10 protein-coding genes are annotated in these 13,791 nt (G+C 66.1%); 5 read left to right on the forward strand and 5 right to left on the reverse strand.

Annotated features, from left to right (window positions below; translation table 11 throughout):
* Positions 1-35: 35 nt before the first annotated feature.
* The 4 genes from CAG00_RS16185 to CAG00_RS16200 are packed head-to-tail and all read left to right on the forward strand — an operon-like array spanning position 36 to position 4,092.
* Positions 36-824, forward strand: a complete 789-nt coding sequence (locus tag CAG00_RS16185) for a TIM barrel protein (protein ID WP_085664765.1) — start codon at positions 36-38, stop codon at positions 822-824.
* On the forward strand, positions 817-1,767 hold the full coding sequence (locus tag CAG00_RS16190; RefSeq protein WP_075045318.1) for a sugar kinase: 951 nt from the start codon (positions 817-819) through the stop codon (positions 1,765-1,767). Before CAG00_RS16185 ends, CAG00_RS16190 begins: the two co-directional genes overlap by 8 nt.
* A 58-nt stretch (positions 1,768-1,825) precedes the next feature.
* On the forward strand, positions 1,826-3,118 hold the full coding sequence (locus CAG00_RS16195) for an MFS transporter (RefSeq protein ID WP_054571847.1): 1,293 nt from the start codon (positions 1,826-1,828) through the stop codon (positions 3,116-3,118).
* 11 nt (positions 3,119-3,129) lie between these two features.
* Entirely contained in the window at positions 3,130-4,092 is a 963-nt protein-coding gene (locus CAG00_RS16200) for a D-glycerate dehydrogenase (RefSeq protein ID WP_085664766.1), read from the forward strand.
* A gap of 549 nt (positions 4,093-4,641) precedes the next feature.
* Here CAG00_RS16200 and CAG00_RS16215 read toward each other — a convergent pair.
* The gene (locus CAG00_RS16215) at positions 4,642-5,946 is read right to left on the reverse strand and encodes an MFS transporter (protein ID WP_063914168.1); all 1,305 of its coding nucleotides are present in this window, start codon (positions 5,944-5,946) and stop codon (positions 4,642-4,644) included.
* A gap of 330 nt (positions 5,947-6,276) precedes the next feature.
* Here CAG00_RS16215 and CAG00_RS16220 point away from each other — a divergent pair, with 330 nt between their 5' ends.
* A complete protein-coding gene (locus CAG00_RS16220) occupies positions 6,277-7,152 on the forward strand; it encodes an AEC family transporter (RefSeq protein WP_025339272.1) in 876 nt (291 codons plus the stop codon).
* A gap of 209 nt (positions 7,153-7,361) precedes the next feature.
* Here the strand turns inward: CAG00_RS16220 and CAG00_RS16225 are convergent, their stop codons facing one another.
* The 4 genes from CAG00_RS16225 to CAG00_RS16240 form a co-directional block, all read right to left on the reverse strand.
* The gene (locus tag CAG00_RS16225) at positions 7,362-7,955 is read right to left on the reverse strand and encodes a hypothetical protein (protein ID WP_085664769.1); all 594 of its coding nucleotides are present in this window, start codon (positions 7,953-7,955) and stop codon (positions 7,362-7,364) included.
* A 214-nt stretch (positions 7,956-8,169) separates the two neighbouring features.
* On the reverse strand, positions 8,170-9,303 hold the full coding sequence (locus CAG00_RS16230; protein WP_084785191.1) for an HlyD family secretion protein: 1,134 nt from the start codon (positions 9,301-9,303) through the stop codon (positions 8,170-8,172).
* On the reverse strand, positions 9,300-10,949 hold the full coding sequence (locus CAG00_RS16235; protein ID WP_085615552.1) for an MFS transporter: 1,650 nt from the start codon (positions 10,947-10,949) through the stop codon (positions 9,300-9,302). The genes CAG00_RS16230 and CAG00_RS16235 overlap by 4 nt, the downstream gene beginning before the upstream one ends.
* 205 nt (positions 10,950-11,154) lie before the next feature.
* Positions 11,155-13,671 carry an excinuclease ABC subunit UvrA gene (locus CAG00_RS16240; protein ID WP_085664770.1) on the reverse strand — a complete coding sequence of 839 codons (2,517 nt, stop codon included), beginning with the start codon at positions 13,669-13,671 and terminating at the stop codon, positions 11,155-11,157.
* Between the last annotated feature and the right edge of the window lie 120 nt (positions 13,672-13,791).

Below are 13,791 nucleotides of genomic sequence, written 5' to 3' on the forward strand. Positions count from 1 at the left end.
CAAAAAATGAAACCGGTTTCATAAGGACAACAACAATGCACTCGAGCCCCGTTTCCATCAGCCTCTCCAGCTACGGTGCCGACTTTGTCCGGCAACGTGGCCAGGAGCAGTTCCTTGACCTGCTGGCTGCCGCTGGCGTTACCCGCGTGGAACTGCGCGAAGAACTGTTCACTCGTGCGCCGGACACTGCAGCGCTGGCTGCAGCCATTGCCGCGCTGCGCCTTGAGTGCCTGTACTCCACACCCCTGGAACTGTGGACCGCACAAGGCGAGCTTGACCCGCAATTGGCGCAAAAGCTGGAAACCGCCCGAGCCCTTGGCGCAGTAGCGCTCAAGGTTTCCCTGGGCCACTACCATGCGGGCTGTGACGTCGCGGCCTTGGCGACGCTGTTGCCGGCGCACGGGCCGTTGCTGCTGGTGGAGAATGACCAGACCGCGCAAGGTGGACGAATCGAACCCCTGCAGCAGTTTTTCCAGCGCGCCGATGAGCTCGGGCTGACCCTTGGCATGACCTTCGATATCGGTAACTGGCAGTGGCAGGGCGAGCCTGCCCGGCACGCCGCACGCCAGCTTGGCCGCTGGGTGCGCTATGTGCACTGCAAGGCCGTGCAGCGCCGGGCCGATGGCCGCCTGGTAGCCGTCCCGCCAGAGACTGCGGACCTGCAGGAGTGGGCTGAGCTGATGGCCGAGTTCACCCCCGGCGTGGTGCGTGCTGTCGAGTACCCGTTGGTGAGCGACGACCTGCTGGCGCTGACCCGTGCCCAGGTGCGCGACCTGGCGGCGCTGGGGCAGGGCGTATCGAGTGAGGAGCTGAGCCATGCATGAGCATGACGTGCTGTGTTTCGGCGAGACCATGGCCATGTTCGTCGCCGAGCAGGCCGGCGACCTGGCCAGTGTCGGCCAGTTCGGCAAGCGCATCGCCGGCGCCGACAGCAACGTGGCCATCGGCCTGGCGCGGCTGGGCTTCAAGGTCCGCTGGCTGAGCCGGGTGGGCGACGATTCGCTGGGCCGCTTCGTGCTCGACAGCCTGCGCCGCGAAGGCCTGGACTGCTCCGGCGTCGAGGTGGATGCCAGCTACCCCACCGGCTTCCAGCTCAAGGCCCGCTGCGATGACGGCAGCGACCCGGCGGTGGAGTACTTCCGCCGTGGCTCGGCGGCCAGCCGGCTGTCGCCGGCGTTGCTGCGCCCGGGCTCTTTGCAGGCCCGCCACCTGCACGCCACCGGCATCCCGCCGGCGCTGTCGGAGGGCTGCCGGGCGCTGTCGCATGCGTTGATGGACGCCATGCGTGCCGCCGGGCGCAGTATCTCGTTCGACCCCAACCTGCGCCCCTCGCTGTGGCCTGACCAAAGCAGCATGGTGCGCGAAGTCAATGCCCTGGCGGCCAAGGCCGACTGGGTTCTGCCAGGCCTGGAAGAGGGCCGCCTGCTGACCGGCCAGCACACCCCGGCGGACATCGCCGCGTTCTACCTCGACCAAGGGGTGGAACTGGTGGTGATCAAGCTGGGCGACGCCGGTGCCTACTTCCGCAGCGCCAAGGGCGAAGGCCAGGTGGCGCCAGTGCCGGTCAGCCATGTGGTGGACACCGTTGGCGCCGGCGATGCCTTTGCCGTCGGCGTGCTCAGTGCGCTGCTGGAGGGCCACCCGGTAGCCGAGGCAGTGGCGCGTGGCAACTGGTGCGGCAGCCGCGCCGTGCAGTCGCGTGGCGACATGGAAGGGCTGCCGCTGCGCCATGAGCTGCAAGCCCACGACCTGCGCAGAAGCGCGTGAACACTTGACCCCGAAACACCTGTTGCAACAAAAACAACAAGCTCAGGAGAAACGAACCATGCAAAGCCAAAGCCTGGCGCCTCGCCGCTGGTGGTACATCATCCCGATCGTGTTCTTCACCTATAGCCTGGCGTACCTGGACCGCGCCAACTACGGGTTCGCCGCTGCTTCCGGCATGGCTGAAGACCTGCACATCACCCCCGCACTGTCTTCGCTGCTGGGGGCACTGTTCTTCCTTGGTTACTTCTTCTTCCAGGTGCCTGGCGCCATCTACGCGGAAAAGCGCAGCGTGAAGAAGCTGATCTTTGTCTGCCTGATCCTCTGGGGTGGCCTTGCCACGCTCACTGGCGTGGTCAGCAACGTCTACATGCTGATCGGCATCCGCTTCCTGCTCGGGGTGGTGGAGGCGGCGGTGATGCCGGCCATGCTGGTGTACCTGTGCCACTGGTTCACCCGCGCCGAGCGTTCGCGCGCCAATACCTTCCTGATCCTCGGCAACCCGGTGACCATCCTGTGGATGTCGGTGGTGTCGGGCTACCTGGTCAAGCATTACGACTGGCGCTGGATGTTCATCATCGAAGGCCTGCCCGCGGTCATCTGGGCGTTCTTCTGGTGGCGCCTGGTGGATGACCGCCCGGCCCAGGTGAACTGGCTGAGCGAGCAGGAAAAGGCCGCCCTGGAGCAGGCGCTGGCTGCCGAGCAGCAAGGTATCAAGCCGGTGAAGAACTACCGCGAGGCGTTCCGCTCGCCGCAAGTGATCATCCTTTCGCTGCAGTACTTCTGCTGGAGCATCGGTGTGTATGGCTTCGTGCTGTGGTTGCCGTCGATCCTCAAGCAGGCGGCCAACCTCGACATCGTGCAGGCCGGCTGGCTGTCGTCGGTACCTTACCTGGCGGCGGTGCTGGGCATGGTCGGTGTGTCGTGGGCGTCCGACCGCCTGCAGAAGCGCAAGCGCTTCGTCTGGCCACCACTGCTGATCGCCGCCGTTGCGTTCTATGGCTCGTACGCCCTGGGCAGCGAGCACTTCTGGCTGTCGTACGCGTTGCTGGTGGTCGCCGGCGCCTGCATGTACGCACCCTATGGCCCGTTCTTCGCGATCGTGCCCGAGATCCTGCCGGCCAACGTCGCGGGCGGTGCCATGGCGCTGATCAACAGCATGGGCGCGCTGGGCTCGTTCGGTGGCTCGTGGCTGGTGGGTTACCTCAATGGCGTCACGGGCGGGCCCGGTGCCTCCTACCTGTTCATGTGCGGTGCGCTGCTGGCCGCAGTGGCGCTTACCGCCGCACTCAATACTTCCCAGACATCCGGCCGGGCCAAGCGCGGCAACTCGCGCCTGGCCATGAACCATTAGGAACCTGTGCAATGAAGAAGCGAATCGTCCTGTACAAACGCCTGTCCGACGACTTGATGGCACGCCTGCAAGAGCGCGTCGAGGTGACCTGGGTGGACACCTCCGGGCCCGATGGCCTGGCGCGCCTGCGCGACGCCTTGCCGGGGGCGCACGGGTTGCTGGGGGCCAGCCTGCGCCTGGACGCCAGCCTGCTCGACCTGGCGCCACAGCTTGAAGTGGTGTCCAGCGTTTCGGTCGGCGTGGACAACTACGACATCGCCGAGCTCAGCCGGCGTGGCGTGATGTTGACCAACACCCCCGACGTGCTGACCGAAACCACCGCCGACACGGGCTTTGCCTTGATCCTGGCCACCGCCAGGCGGGTGGTGGAGCTGGCGAACTGGGTGCGAGACGGGAACTGGCAGGCCAACCTCGGCCCGGCGCATTTCGGCAGCGATGTGCACGGCAAGACGCTGGGCATCGTCGGCATGGGCCGCATCGGCGAGGCCCTGGCCCGGCGTGCCGCGGCCGGCTTCGGCATGCGTGTGCTGTATCACAGTCAGCGTGCCAAGCCTGAGGTGGAGGCGCGCCATGCGGCGCGTCAATGCAGCCTGGATGAGCTGTTGCAGCAGGCGGATTTCGTTTGCCTGACCGTTCCGCTGAGTGCCAGCACCGAAGGCCTGATCGGCGCGCGGGAGCTGGCGCTGATGAAGCCACAGGCAATCCTGGTGAACATTTCCCGCGGGCGCGTGGTGGATGAGCCGGCGCTGATCGAAGCGTTGCGTGCCCGGCGCATACGCGGCGCCGGCCTGGATGTGTTCGTGCAGGAGCCGTTGCCGGCGCAGTCGCCGTTGTTGCAGCTGGACAACGTAGTGGCGACCCCGCATATCGGCTCGGCGACCGAGGAAACCCGCCAGGCCATGGCGCGCTGTGCGGTGGACAACCTGCTCAGTGCCCTGGCTGGTGAGCGCCCGGCCAACCTGGTGAATGGCTAAAGCCAGATCAACAAACCTGCGCGGCCCCTGTGGGAGCAGGGTTACCCGCGAAGCAGGCAATGCGGTGAATGGCACCGGCTACGCCGGTGTTCGCGGGCGCGCCCGCTCCCACAGGTACGGCACATTCCTTCGGCTGGTGGAGTCCCTGTGGGAGCGGGTTTACCCGCGAAGCAGGCAATGCGGTGGATGGCACCGGCTGCGCCGGTGTTCGCGGGTAAACCCGCTCCCACAGGTACGGCGCATTCCTTCAGCTGGTGGGGCCCCTGTGGGAGCGGGCATGCCCGCGAAGCAGGCATTGCGGTGGATGGCACCGGCTACGCCGGTGTTCGCGGGTAAACCCGCTCCCACAGGTACGGCGCATTCCTTCAGCTGGTGGGGCCCCTGTGGGAGCGGGCATGCCCGCGAAGCAGGCGACGCGGTGGATGGCACCGGCTACGCCGGTGTTCGCGGGCGCGCCGGCTCCCACAGGTACGGCACATTCCTTCGGCTGGTGGAGTCCCTGTGGGAGCGGCCTTGTGTCGCGAAAGGGCTGCAGGGCAGCCCCCGGAGTCAATGCGATTCTGAACGCTGCGCCTGCGCTGGCGCAGCACTCTCAACCGGCTCCAGCGGCGGGTGCTCCTGCGCCGCATGCATCAGGTCTTCGGTCACCCGCAGCTCGGCACCGGTCGGCGAGAAGGTGGTCGAAGCGGTGAACGGGGCCGGGTGCTCTGCCGCCGGGCGCTTGCCACGACGCCACATGAAGAAGCACACCATGGCCAGGTTGACCACGGCAAAGGCCCAGAACAACCCGGCCTCGCCAAACTCGGTCATCATCGGCGAAATGGCCACCGGCGCCATGGCCGAACCCAGCGAGTTGATCAGCAGCAGGCCCTGGATCATCGGCACCAGTGCATCCGATGGCGCCCGGTCGGCCGCATGGCTGACCGCCACCGGGTACAGGGTGAACACGCCACCACCTAGCAGGAACAGCATCGCCGGCAGCAGGATCGAGTCCGACGGCAGGAACACCGTCACCAGCGACAGCAGCACGCACAGCGCGGCCAGGGCGATCAGCACATCCTGGCGGTCCTTGCGGTCGGACCAGCGTCCGACCGGGTATTGCAGCAGCATGGCACCAAGAATCACCCAGGCCATCATGTTGCCGACCTCGCCCACATCCAGGCCGATGCGCTGCAGGTACAGCGGCAGCAAGGCATAGATGCCGGCAATGGCCACACCCGAACCGAAGCAGCCCACCAGGCCCGATGGCGCAACGCCCAGCAACTGGCGCGGCTTGAGCGGTTCGACCTGGTCCAGCAGCGGCGACACCCGCGGCAGGATCACGATGGGCAGTACCGACAGGGCGGCGAGCACGCCGGCCAGCATGAACGGTGCGGTGTCACCCATGTGGGTGATTTCGCCAAGGCCGGCCTGGGCGATGACCCCGGCGCCGTAGAAGGCGATCATGTACAGCGCCAGCAGGCGGCCGCGGATCTTGGCGTCACCGGCCAGCAGCAGCCAGCTTTCGATCACCAGAAACACGCCCACCGCCGCCCAGCCGTTGATCAGGCGCAGCACCGACCACCAGGTGACGTCGTAGAACAGGCCTTGCAGCAGGATGGTCACGGCGATCAGCGAGGCGAAGCTGGTATAGGCGCGGATATGGCCGATGCGCAGGATCAGCCGGTCGTTGAAGATGGCACCCAGGGTCAGGCCGATGAAGTAGGTCGAGGAAACCACACCGATGGTGGTGGCCGACTCGCCGGCAGCGCCCAGGCGCAGGGTGGTAAGGGAAGACATGAAGCCGTTGCCCAGGGCAATGATGAACAGCCCGAGCAGGGGCGCCAGCGCCATGGCCAGCAAACGCGGAGACATACGTACCTCTAGTTGGATGAGCGGAATGAGCGCCTTTTCGGACGCGCACACCGGCTCGACCCGAACGGGGCCGAGGGGCTGCACGGATGTGCCTGGGCTGGATGCGACGCTGCCGGTTGCCACCGTTCAAGGCGACGGGCGAAAAGGAAGCGCGATTCTACGGGCTTGCGCGGTTTTGCCCAAGGGGCTTGGGTGTGCGACGAGACGCCGCAGTCTGTGGGCGACACGAATGCGTCTTGGGCGGACATCCCGGGGCCGCTGTGCGGCCCAATCGCCGGCAAGCCCGCAGACTGCGGCATAATGCGGGGCTCACCCCCAAGGAAGGCCCCCATGTTCGCTTCGCTGTTCGCCGTCCTGGCCCCGGTTTTCATCGTCGCCGGCATCGGCTATGCCTGGGCCCGCAAGGGCCTGGACTACCCCACCGAATTCATCGCCCGGGTGGTGATGACCGTCGGCACCCCGTCGCTGGTGCTGTCCACGCTCAGCCGCACCGAACTGGACCCGACCGCCTTCACCAGCATGGCCATGGCCTGCCTGCTGTGCACCTTGGGCATGGCCCTGGCCGGCTTGCTGGTGTGCCGCGCTTCGGGCATGCACTGGCGTGTGCTGTTGCCGGCGTTCATGTTCCCCAACACCGGCAACATGGGCCTGCCGATCAGCCTGTACGCCTTTGGCGAACACGGCCTGGCCCTGGCAGTGGCGTTCTTCCTGACCCTGTCGATCGTGCAGTTCACCCTCGGCATGGCCATTTCCGGTACTGCGGCTTCGCTCAAGGCATTACTGCGCAACCCCATCGTGATCAGCCTGGCCGGCGCCATGCCGATCATCTTTCTCGATTTCGAGTTGCCGCGCTGGCTGGCCAATACCGCAGACCTGCTGGGCGGCATGACCATCCCGCTGATGTTGCTGACACTGGGTGTGTCGCTGGCCAGCATTCGCCTGCGCCATGTGGGCAGCGGCATGCTGCTGGGCGGTTTGCGCATTGGTCTGGGGGCTGCCGTGGGCTGGGCGGTAGGTGCGGCGCTGGGCATGGGCAGCCTGGAGCGTGCGGTGCTGGTGGTGCAGTCGGCGATGCCGGTGGCGGTGTTCAACTACCTGATGGCGGTGCGCGCCAACCGCGAACCGGAGCAGGTGGCGAACCTGGTGATGTGTTCCACGGTGCTGTCGTTTGCCTGGTTGCCGGTGGTGCTGGCCTGGTGGATGTAAGCCATTGCCAGCCTCCTTGCATCAACTTCTAACCTGCGCGGACTAGTGTAGGAGCGGCCTTGTGTCGCGAAAGGGCTGCAAAGCAGCCCCAAGGCATCAGCACAGATGCACAAATTGCTGGGGCTGCCTTGCAGCCCTTTCGCGACACAAGGCCGCTCCTACAAGGTCCAGCATCAACCAACCCGGCGGGAGGCATGCCCGGCAAACGGCTATTTCTCCTGCAACCGCCACCCCTGGCTGGTCAGCACCATCGCCCGGGTTTCCTTGAGCGGCGTGTCATTGCTGGCCACCGCCTTGCCCAGTTCGGCAATGCTGGCCTTGACCCCATCATCCCCGGCCCACGCCGGTAACCCAGTGATCTTGTAGGCATAGGTCACATTCGACATCTTCTGCCCAGTCACCTCGCTCGGTTCACTGAACTGCTCGATGGCAGTGACCTGCGCCTTGCCGAAGCACAGCCCGTTATCCGCCTTGTAATACTTGCGGCCTTCGTCGGTGAGGTCATAGGCGTAGTAGATGTCCGTGCGTGCCGCTTGCCACAGGCGGGCGGGCACCTCGGTGCGCGAGATCTCCTTTTCGCTGACCACACCTACCTGGGCCAAGGCATGCAACGCCTTGTTGGTGCCATGGAGGTCGAAGTCCTGGGTCTTGGTCGGGAATGAACTGATGACGAAGCAGTGCGGGTACTGGGTATCGAGGTAGGCCTGGGCGGCCTTCTGGAAACTGGCCTCGCTGGTGTCCTCGCTGTTCGAGCAACCGGCCAGGGTTGCCAACAGCGCCAGCGGCACGATCTTCCTGTACATGGTGACACTTCCTTGAGTGACAAAGGCAAACGGGTCGTGCGCGATTAGAACCTACGGGCTAGAGCGGCGCAATCATGGCAAGACGGCATCTCTGCATGATCTTCGCTGGCCTCTTCGCGGGTAAACCCGCTCCCACAGGTATTGCACAGTTTTCAAGACCTGTGGTGAACCTGTGGGAGCGGGTTTACCCGCGAAGAGGCCAGTGGCAACAACATCAATCCTGGCTGCGAGTATCGATACTGACCACCACCGACATCCCCGGCCGCAAGCGCCGAGCCTCCGGCTGGTCGGCATCCACGGTGATCCGCACCGGTATGCGCTGGGCAATCTTGACGAAGTTGCCGGTGGCATTGTCCGCCTGCAGCAAGGCGAACTCCGAGCCGGTGGCCGGTGAGATCTGCTGCACGTGCCCATGCAGCTTCAGGTGGTTCAGCGCATCCACGGTGAAACTCACCGGCTGGCCGATGCGCACATCGGCCATCTGGGTTTCCTTCATGTTGGCGATCACCCACAGGGTGTCGGGCACCAGCGCCATCAACTGCGCACCGGAATTGACATAGGCACCCAGGCGCGTGCCGATCTGCCCCAGCTGGCCGTCGCGCGGAGCGGTGACGCGGGTGTTGTCGAGGTCGATGCGGGCCAGCTCCACGGCGGCCTTGGCGTTTTCCACCGAGGCCTCCAGCGCGGCCCGGTTGACCACCACGGTTTCGCGGTCCTGGCGGGCGATTTCCAGTGCCGCCTTGGCCTGGGCCAGGCTGGCGACCGCAGCGGCTTCGCTGGCTCGGGCCAGGTCCAGATCGCGCCGCGACACCGAGCCATCGCTGACCAGCGCCTGGTTGCGGCCGAGGTCGGCCCTGGCCTTGGTTGCCTGGGCGGCGGCATCGCCGATGGCGGCCTGGCGCTGGGCAATGGTGGCTTCGGCACTGTTGCGCTGCTGCAGGTTGTTGGCCAGGGCCGCCTGTTGTTGCTGCAGCTGGGCGATGGCCTGGGCCAGGCGTTGCTTGTAGATGCGGTCGTCCAGTTGCACCAGCAGGTCGCCGGCCTTGACGAACTGGAAGTCATGCACCGGCACATCGACGATATAGCCGCTCAGCTGCGGCCCGATGATGGTCACCTGGCCGCGCACCAGGGCGTTCTCGGTGCTTTCGATGGCGCTGCTGAATGGCGGCAGGCGCCAGGCATACAGCACCAGCAGGATGCCGGCCAGGGCCACGCAGGCGAAGCTGATCGACGACAGGATCCGCACCCGCCGCGAACGCACCGGGCTGGTCGGCTCGCTGGGCGGCGTGGCGCCTTCCGGGGTTTCGGCGATGGCAGTGGTGGTCGTGGTGCGGGTGTCGTCGGTCATCGGGTGGGCGCGCCGGGGGTGGAGTCAGGGGAAATGGCCCGGCGTTTGGTGTGCCAGAGCCAGGTGCTACGGATGCAGATCCAGATCATGGTCAGAATAGCGATGCTGCCGATCAGCACGAACACATCGTTGTAGGCCATGATATTCGCCTCGCGGGTGGCGGCACTGGCCAGCAGGCGCATGCCGGCTTCGCTGCGCAGGGCCGGGTCGGCGATGATGCCGCCGTAGCCGGCACCGCCACTTTGCACACGGGCCGTGACCAAGGGTTCCAGGTAGCTGAGGCGGTCCATCAGGTGGCTGGAGTGGAATTTTTCCCGCCAGGTCTGGAAGGTGCCCAGCAGTGCCGCGCCAATCAGGCCGCCGAGGTTGTTGCAGATGCCGAACAGCACCGAGAAACTCACCAGGTTGCGCGGGTTGGCGCGCACATGGCTGATGCCAAGGGCCATGGACGGGCCGAGGAAGAAGGTGCTGCCGAACGCCAGCAGGAACTGGCTGAGGTACATCTGTGCCGGGCGGGTGAGGTTGCTCGAACTGCTGTCCATGAAGGCGCCGGTGGCCATGGCCAGCAGCGAGATGAACAGCGGGATCACCAGGTGGTTGGGGTTGATGGTGAAGGCACTGCTGGCCAGGCCGGCCACCGCGCCCAGCAGCATGACCGCGTACAGCGTGCGCATCTGCTCGCTGCCCAGGTTCAGCGCCTGCAGGAAGCCGACCGCCCCGGTGGACTGCTCCGAGGTGACCATGCGGATCAGCACCACGCACAGGGCCAGGCGAATGATCGCGCCGCTGCCCAGCCAGCGGGTCATCAGCAGCGGGTTCTGGCGGTTGTGCTCGATGGCCAGGCCGCTGAAGATCAGCGCGATCGAGGCCGCCAGGGCCATGCCGATCCAGGGCGCCTCCAGCCACCAGTCGATACGCCCGAGTGACAGCACGGCGCACAGCAGCGCGGTGCCGCTGGCCATCAGCGAGAAGGTGAGAAAGTCCAGCGGCTCGAAGGTCTTGAAGCGGTCACCGGGGGGCAGCTTGAGCATCAGCACGCAGCCCAGCGCGGCCAGCGCCAGGCCCAGTTCGAACAGGTACAGGCCGCGCCATTCGGCGATCTGCAGCAGGTCTTCGGAGAAGATCCGCGCCAGCGGCAACGCCAGCTGCGAGGCGCCCAGGCCAAGCACCATCGCCTTCAGCCGCCATTGCGCCGGGAACGCCTGGATCATGTAGTACAGCCCCAGCGAGCTGAGCGCGGCTCCGACCATGCCATGCGCTGCCCGCACGGCGATGGCCGAATTGAGGTCGTTTACCAGCAGGTGGGCGAAGGTGACCAGGGCATAGAGCACCAGGAACACCTCGGTGAACGCGCGCAGGCCGAATTGCTGGCGGAACTTCACCAGCAGCAGGTTGATGGACACGTTGGTCATCACGTAGGCGGCCGGCAACCAGGCCATTTCCGCCGTGGTTGCGCCCAGCGCTCCTTGCAGGAACACAAGGTTGGCGGTGACCAGCGCGTTGCCCAGGCCACCGGTGATCGCCACCAGCAGCCCGACCACGCCGTAGGCCAGGCGTTTGGCGGGCGTGTGCAGGGGCGTGGAGGGGGAGCCCGGCAGGCTGGGTTTTTCGTGGGGGAGCCACTGGCGGGGGGCGTATTTGTCCATGGGGCAGACTGTACTTCAGCGGCCGTTGCAAAAAAACAGTCTACAGCCTGCACCGGCCTCTTCGCGGGTAAACCCGCTCCCACAGGGTCACCACAGATCTTGCAAGCTGTGCAGTACCTGTGGGAGCCAGAGGTTCACCACAGATCTTGCAAGCTGTGCAGTACCTGTGGGAGCGGGTTTACCCGCGAAGAGGCCGGTGCAGGCGCTACAAGGCCTTGGCCAGAAACTCCGCAGTGCGGCTTTCAGCACACCCGGCCACCACCTGTGGCGTGCCGCTGACCACCACCTGGCCCCCGGCATCCCCGGCCCCAGGCCCGATGTCGATCACCCAGTCGCTCTGCGCCACCACTCGCATGTCATGCTCGACCACCACCACGCTGTGCCCACCATCGACCAGGCGGTTGAGCTGCACCAGCAGCCGGTCGATGTCCTGCGGGTGCAAGCCGTTGGTGGGTTCGTCCAGTACATACAGCGTCGCCCCGCGGGCCATGCGTTGCAGCTCGGTGGCCAGCTTGATGCGCTGCGCCTCGCCGCCGGACAGTTCGGTGGCCGGCTGGCCCAGGCGCAGATAGCCCAGGCCGATGTCCTGCAGCACCTGCAGGCAGCGCCGCGCCGCTGGCTGTTCGGCGAACACCAGCAGGGCCTGGTCGACCGTCAGCTGCAGCACCTGCGCAATGTTCATGCCCTGCCAGCTCACCGCCAGGGTTTCCGGGTTGTAACGGGCGCCATGGCAGGTCGGGCAGGGCGCATAGACGCTGGGCATGAACAGCAACTCGACGCTGACGAAGCCTTCGCCCTCGCAGTTCTCGCAGCGCCCCTTGGCAACGTTGAAGGAGAAACGCCCGGCATCGAAGCCTTTTGCCTTGGCCTGTTCGGTGGCGGCGAACAACTTGCGCACATGGTCGAACAGGCCGGTGTAGGTGGCCAGGTTGGAGCGGGGCGTACGGCCGATCGGCTTCTGATCGACCTGCACCAGGCGCCTGATGCTGCCAAGGCCAGCGCTCACATGCCCGCCGCTGGCCTGTTCAGGTTCATCTTCCAGGCTCTGCTCTTCGGGCTCGTTGCGTTGGGCGGCATGGCCCAGGTGCGCACCCACCAGCTCCAGCAGGGCCTGGCTGACGAGGCTCGACTTGCCCGAACCGGAAATACCGGTAACGGCGGTAAAGCAACCCAGCGGGAATTGCGCACTGAGGTTGTTCAGGTTGTTGCGGCTGATGCCTTCGAGCTTCAGCCAGTCGTGGGCCTGGCGTGGTGCGCGCGTGGTCTGGGCCGGTGCACTGAACAGGTAGGCCCGGGTGCTCGACTGCTCGACCTGGGCCAGGCCCGTGGGCGGCCCGCTGTAGAGGATGGTGCCGCCATGCTCGCCAGCGGCAGGCCCTACATCCACCAGCCAGTCGGCGCGGCGCATGGTGTCCAGGTCGTGTTCCACCACATAGACCGAGTTGCCCGCGTGCTTCAGGCGCTGCAGCGCCTCGAACAGGGCTTCGCTGTCGGCCGGGTGCAAACCGGCCGAAGGCTCATCGAGCACGTAGATCACGCCGAACAGTTGCGAGTTCAGCTGGGTGGCCAGGCGCAGGCGTTGCAGCTCGCCAGAGGACAGGGTCGGGGTGCTGCGTTCCAGGGCCAGGTAGCCCAGGCCCAGGTCGAGCAGGGTGTCGATGCGTTCGAGCAGTTCGTTGGCGATGCGTTGGGCCGCCAGGCGCTTTTCCAGGGTCAGGTCGTCCTGCTGTTGTGCCAGGTAATCTGCTGCCGCCACCTTGCGGAACACCTCGGCCAGCGCCTGCAGCGACAGGTGCGACAGCTCGGCGATATCCAGGCCGGCGAAGGTCACCCCCAGCGCCTCGCGCTTCAGGCGCTTGCCCTGGCACAGCGGGCACGGGCTGGGGCGCATGAACTGGGCAACGCGCTTGCGCATCTGCGCGCTTTGCGAGTGCATGAAGGTGTGCAGCACATAACGGCGGGCACCCATGAACGTGCCCTGGTAGCTGGGCTCTAGCTTGCGCTTGAGGGCGGCGCGGGTCTGCGCCGGGGTCAGCCCGGCATACACCGGCGCGGTGGGCGTTTCTTCGGTGAACAGGATCCAGTCACGCTGCGCCTGTGGCAGGTCGCGCCAGGGGGTATCGACGTCATAGCCCAGCGTCACCAGGATGTCGCGCAGGTTCTGCCCCTGCCAGGCCATCGGCCACGCCGCCACGGCGCGCTCGCGGATGGTCAGCGACGGGTCGGGGACCATGGTCGCTTCGTTCACTTCGTAGACCCGGCCCATGCCATGGCATTCCGGGCAGGCGCCCTGCGGCGTGTTGGGCGAGAAATCCTCGGCATACAGCATCGCCTGGCCGGCCGGGTAGTGGCCGGCGCGGGAGTAGAGCATGCGGATCGAACTGGACAGGGTGGTCACGCTGCCCACCGAGGAACGTGCACTCGGCGTGCCGCGTTGCTGCTGCAGGGCCACGGCCGGGGGCAAGCCTTCGATGGCGTCGACGTCCGGCACGCCGACCTGGTCGATCAGGCGCCGGGCATAGGGCGCGACCGATTCGAAGTAGCGGCGCTGGGCTTCGGCGTAGAGGGTGGAGAAGGCCAGCGAGGACTTGCCCGAGCCGGACACGCCGGTGAACACCACCAGTGCATCACGGGGGATATCGACATCGATGTTCTTGAGGTTGTGCTCGCGGGCGCCACGGACGCGGATGAAACCGGTGGGGGTGGTGGGGCGTGGGGGCATGACGCAGTCCTTGGCTTTGGCTGAACAGTGCGTTCAAGGTAACAGCAAAGGCACGACTTTGTGTTCCACCGTGTGAAACCAGATTCGATTGTGCTCCCAGCTTCCTCGCGCTTATCTGTC

Source organism: Pseudomonas sp. B5(2017) (genome assembly GCF_002112825.1).
Classification (GTDB): domain Bacteria; phylum Pseudomonadota; class Gammaproteobacteria; order Pseudomonadales; family Pseudomonadaceae; genus Aquipseudomonas; species Aquipseudomonas putida_Z.

What these genes read in the sequence shown, in the direction of transcription:
- CAG00_RS16185 (WP_085664765.1), top strand. Translation starts at nt 36, where the DNA reads ATGCACTCGAGCCCCGTTTCCATCAGCCTCTCCAGCTACGGTGCCGAC.
- CAG00_RS16190 (WP_075045318.1), top strand. Translation starts at nt 817, where the DNA reads ATGCATGAGCATGACGTGCTGTGTTTCGGCGAGACCATGGCCATGTTC.
- CAG00_RS16195 (WP_054571847.1), top strand. Translation starts at nt 1,826, where the DNA reads ATGCAAAGCCAAAGCCTGGCGCCTCGCCGCTGGTGGTACATCATCCCG.
- CAG00_RS16200 (WP_085664766.1), top strand. Translation starts at nt 3,130, where the DNA reads ATGAAGAAGCGAATCGTCCTGTACAAACGCCTGTCCGACGACTTGATG.
- CAG00_RS16215 (WP_063914168.1), bottom strand. Translation starts at nt 5,946, where the DNA reads ATGTCTCCGCGTTTGCTGGCCATGGCGCTGGCGCCCCTGCTCGGGCTG.
- CAG00_RS16220 (WP_025339272.1), top strand. Translation starts at nt 6,277, where the DNA reads ATGTTCGCTTCGCTGTTCGCCGTCCTGGCCCCGGTTTTCATCGTCGCC.
- CAG00_RS16225 (WP_085664769.1), bottom strand. Translation starts at nt 7,955, where the DNA reads ATGTACAGGAAGATCGTGCCGCTGGCGCTGTTGGCAACCCTGGCCGGT.
- CAG00_RS16230 (WP_084785191.1), bottom strand. Translation starts at nt 9,303, where the DNA reads ATGACCGACGACACCCGCACCACGACCACCACTGCCATCGCCGAAACC.
- CAG00_RS16235 (WP_085615552.1), bottom strand. Translation starts at nt 10,949, where the DNA reads ATGGACAAATACGCCCCCCGCCAGTGGCTCCCCCACGAAAAACCCAGC.
- CAG00_RS16240 (WP_085664770.1), bottom strand. Translation starts at nt 13,671, where the DNA reads ATGCCCCCACGCCCCACCACCCCCACCGGTTTCATCCGCGTCCGTGGC.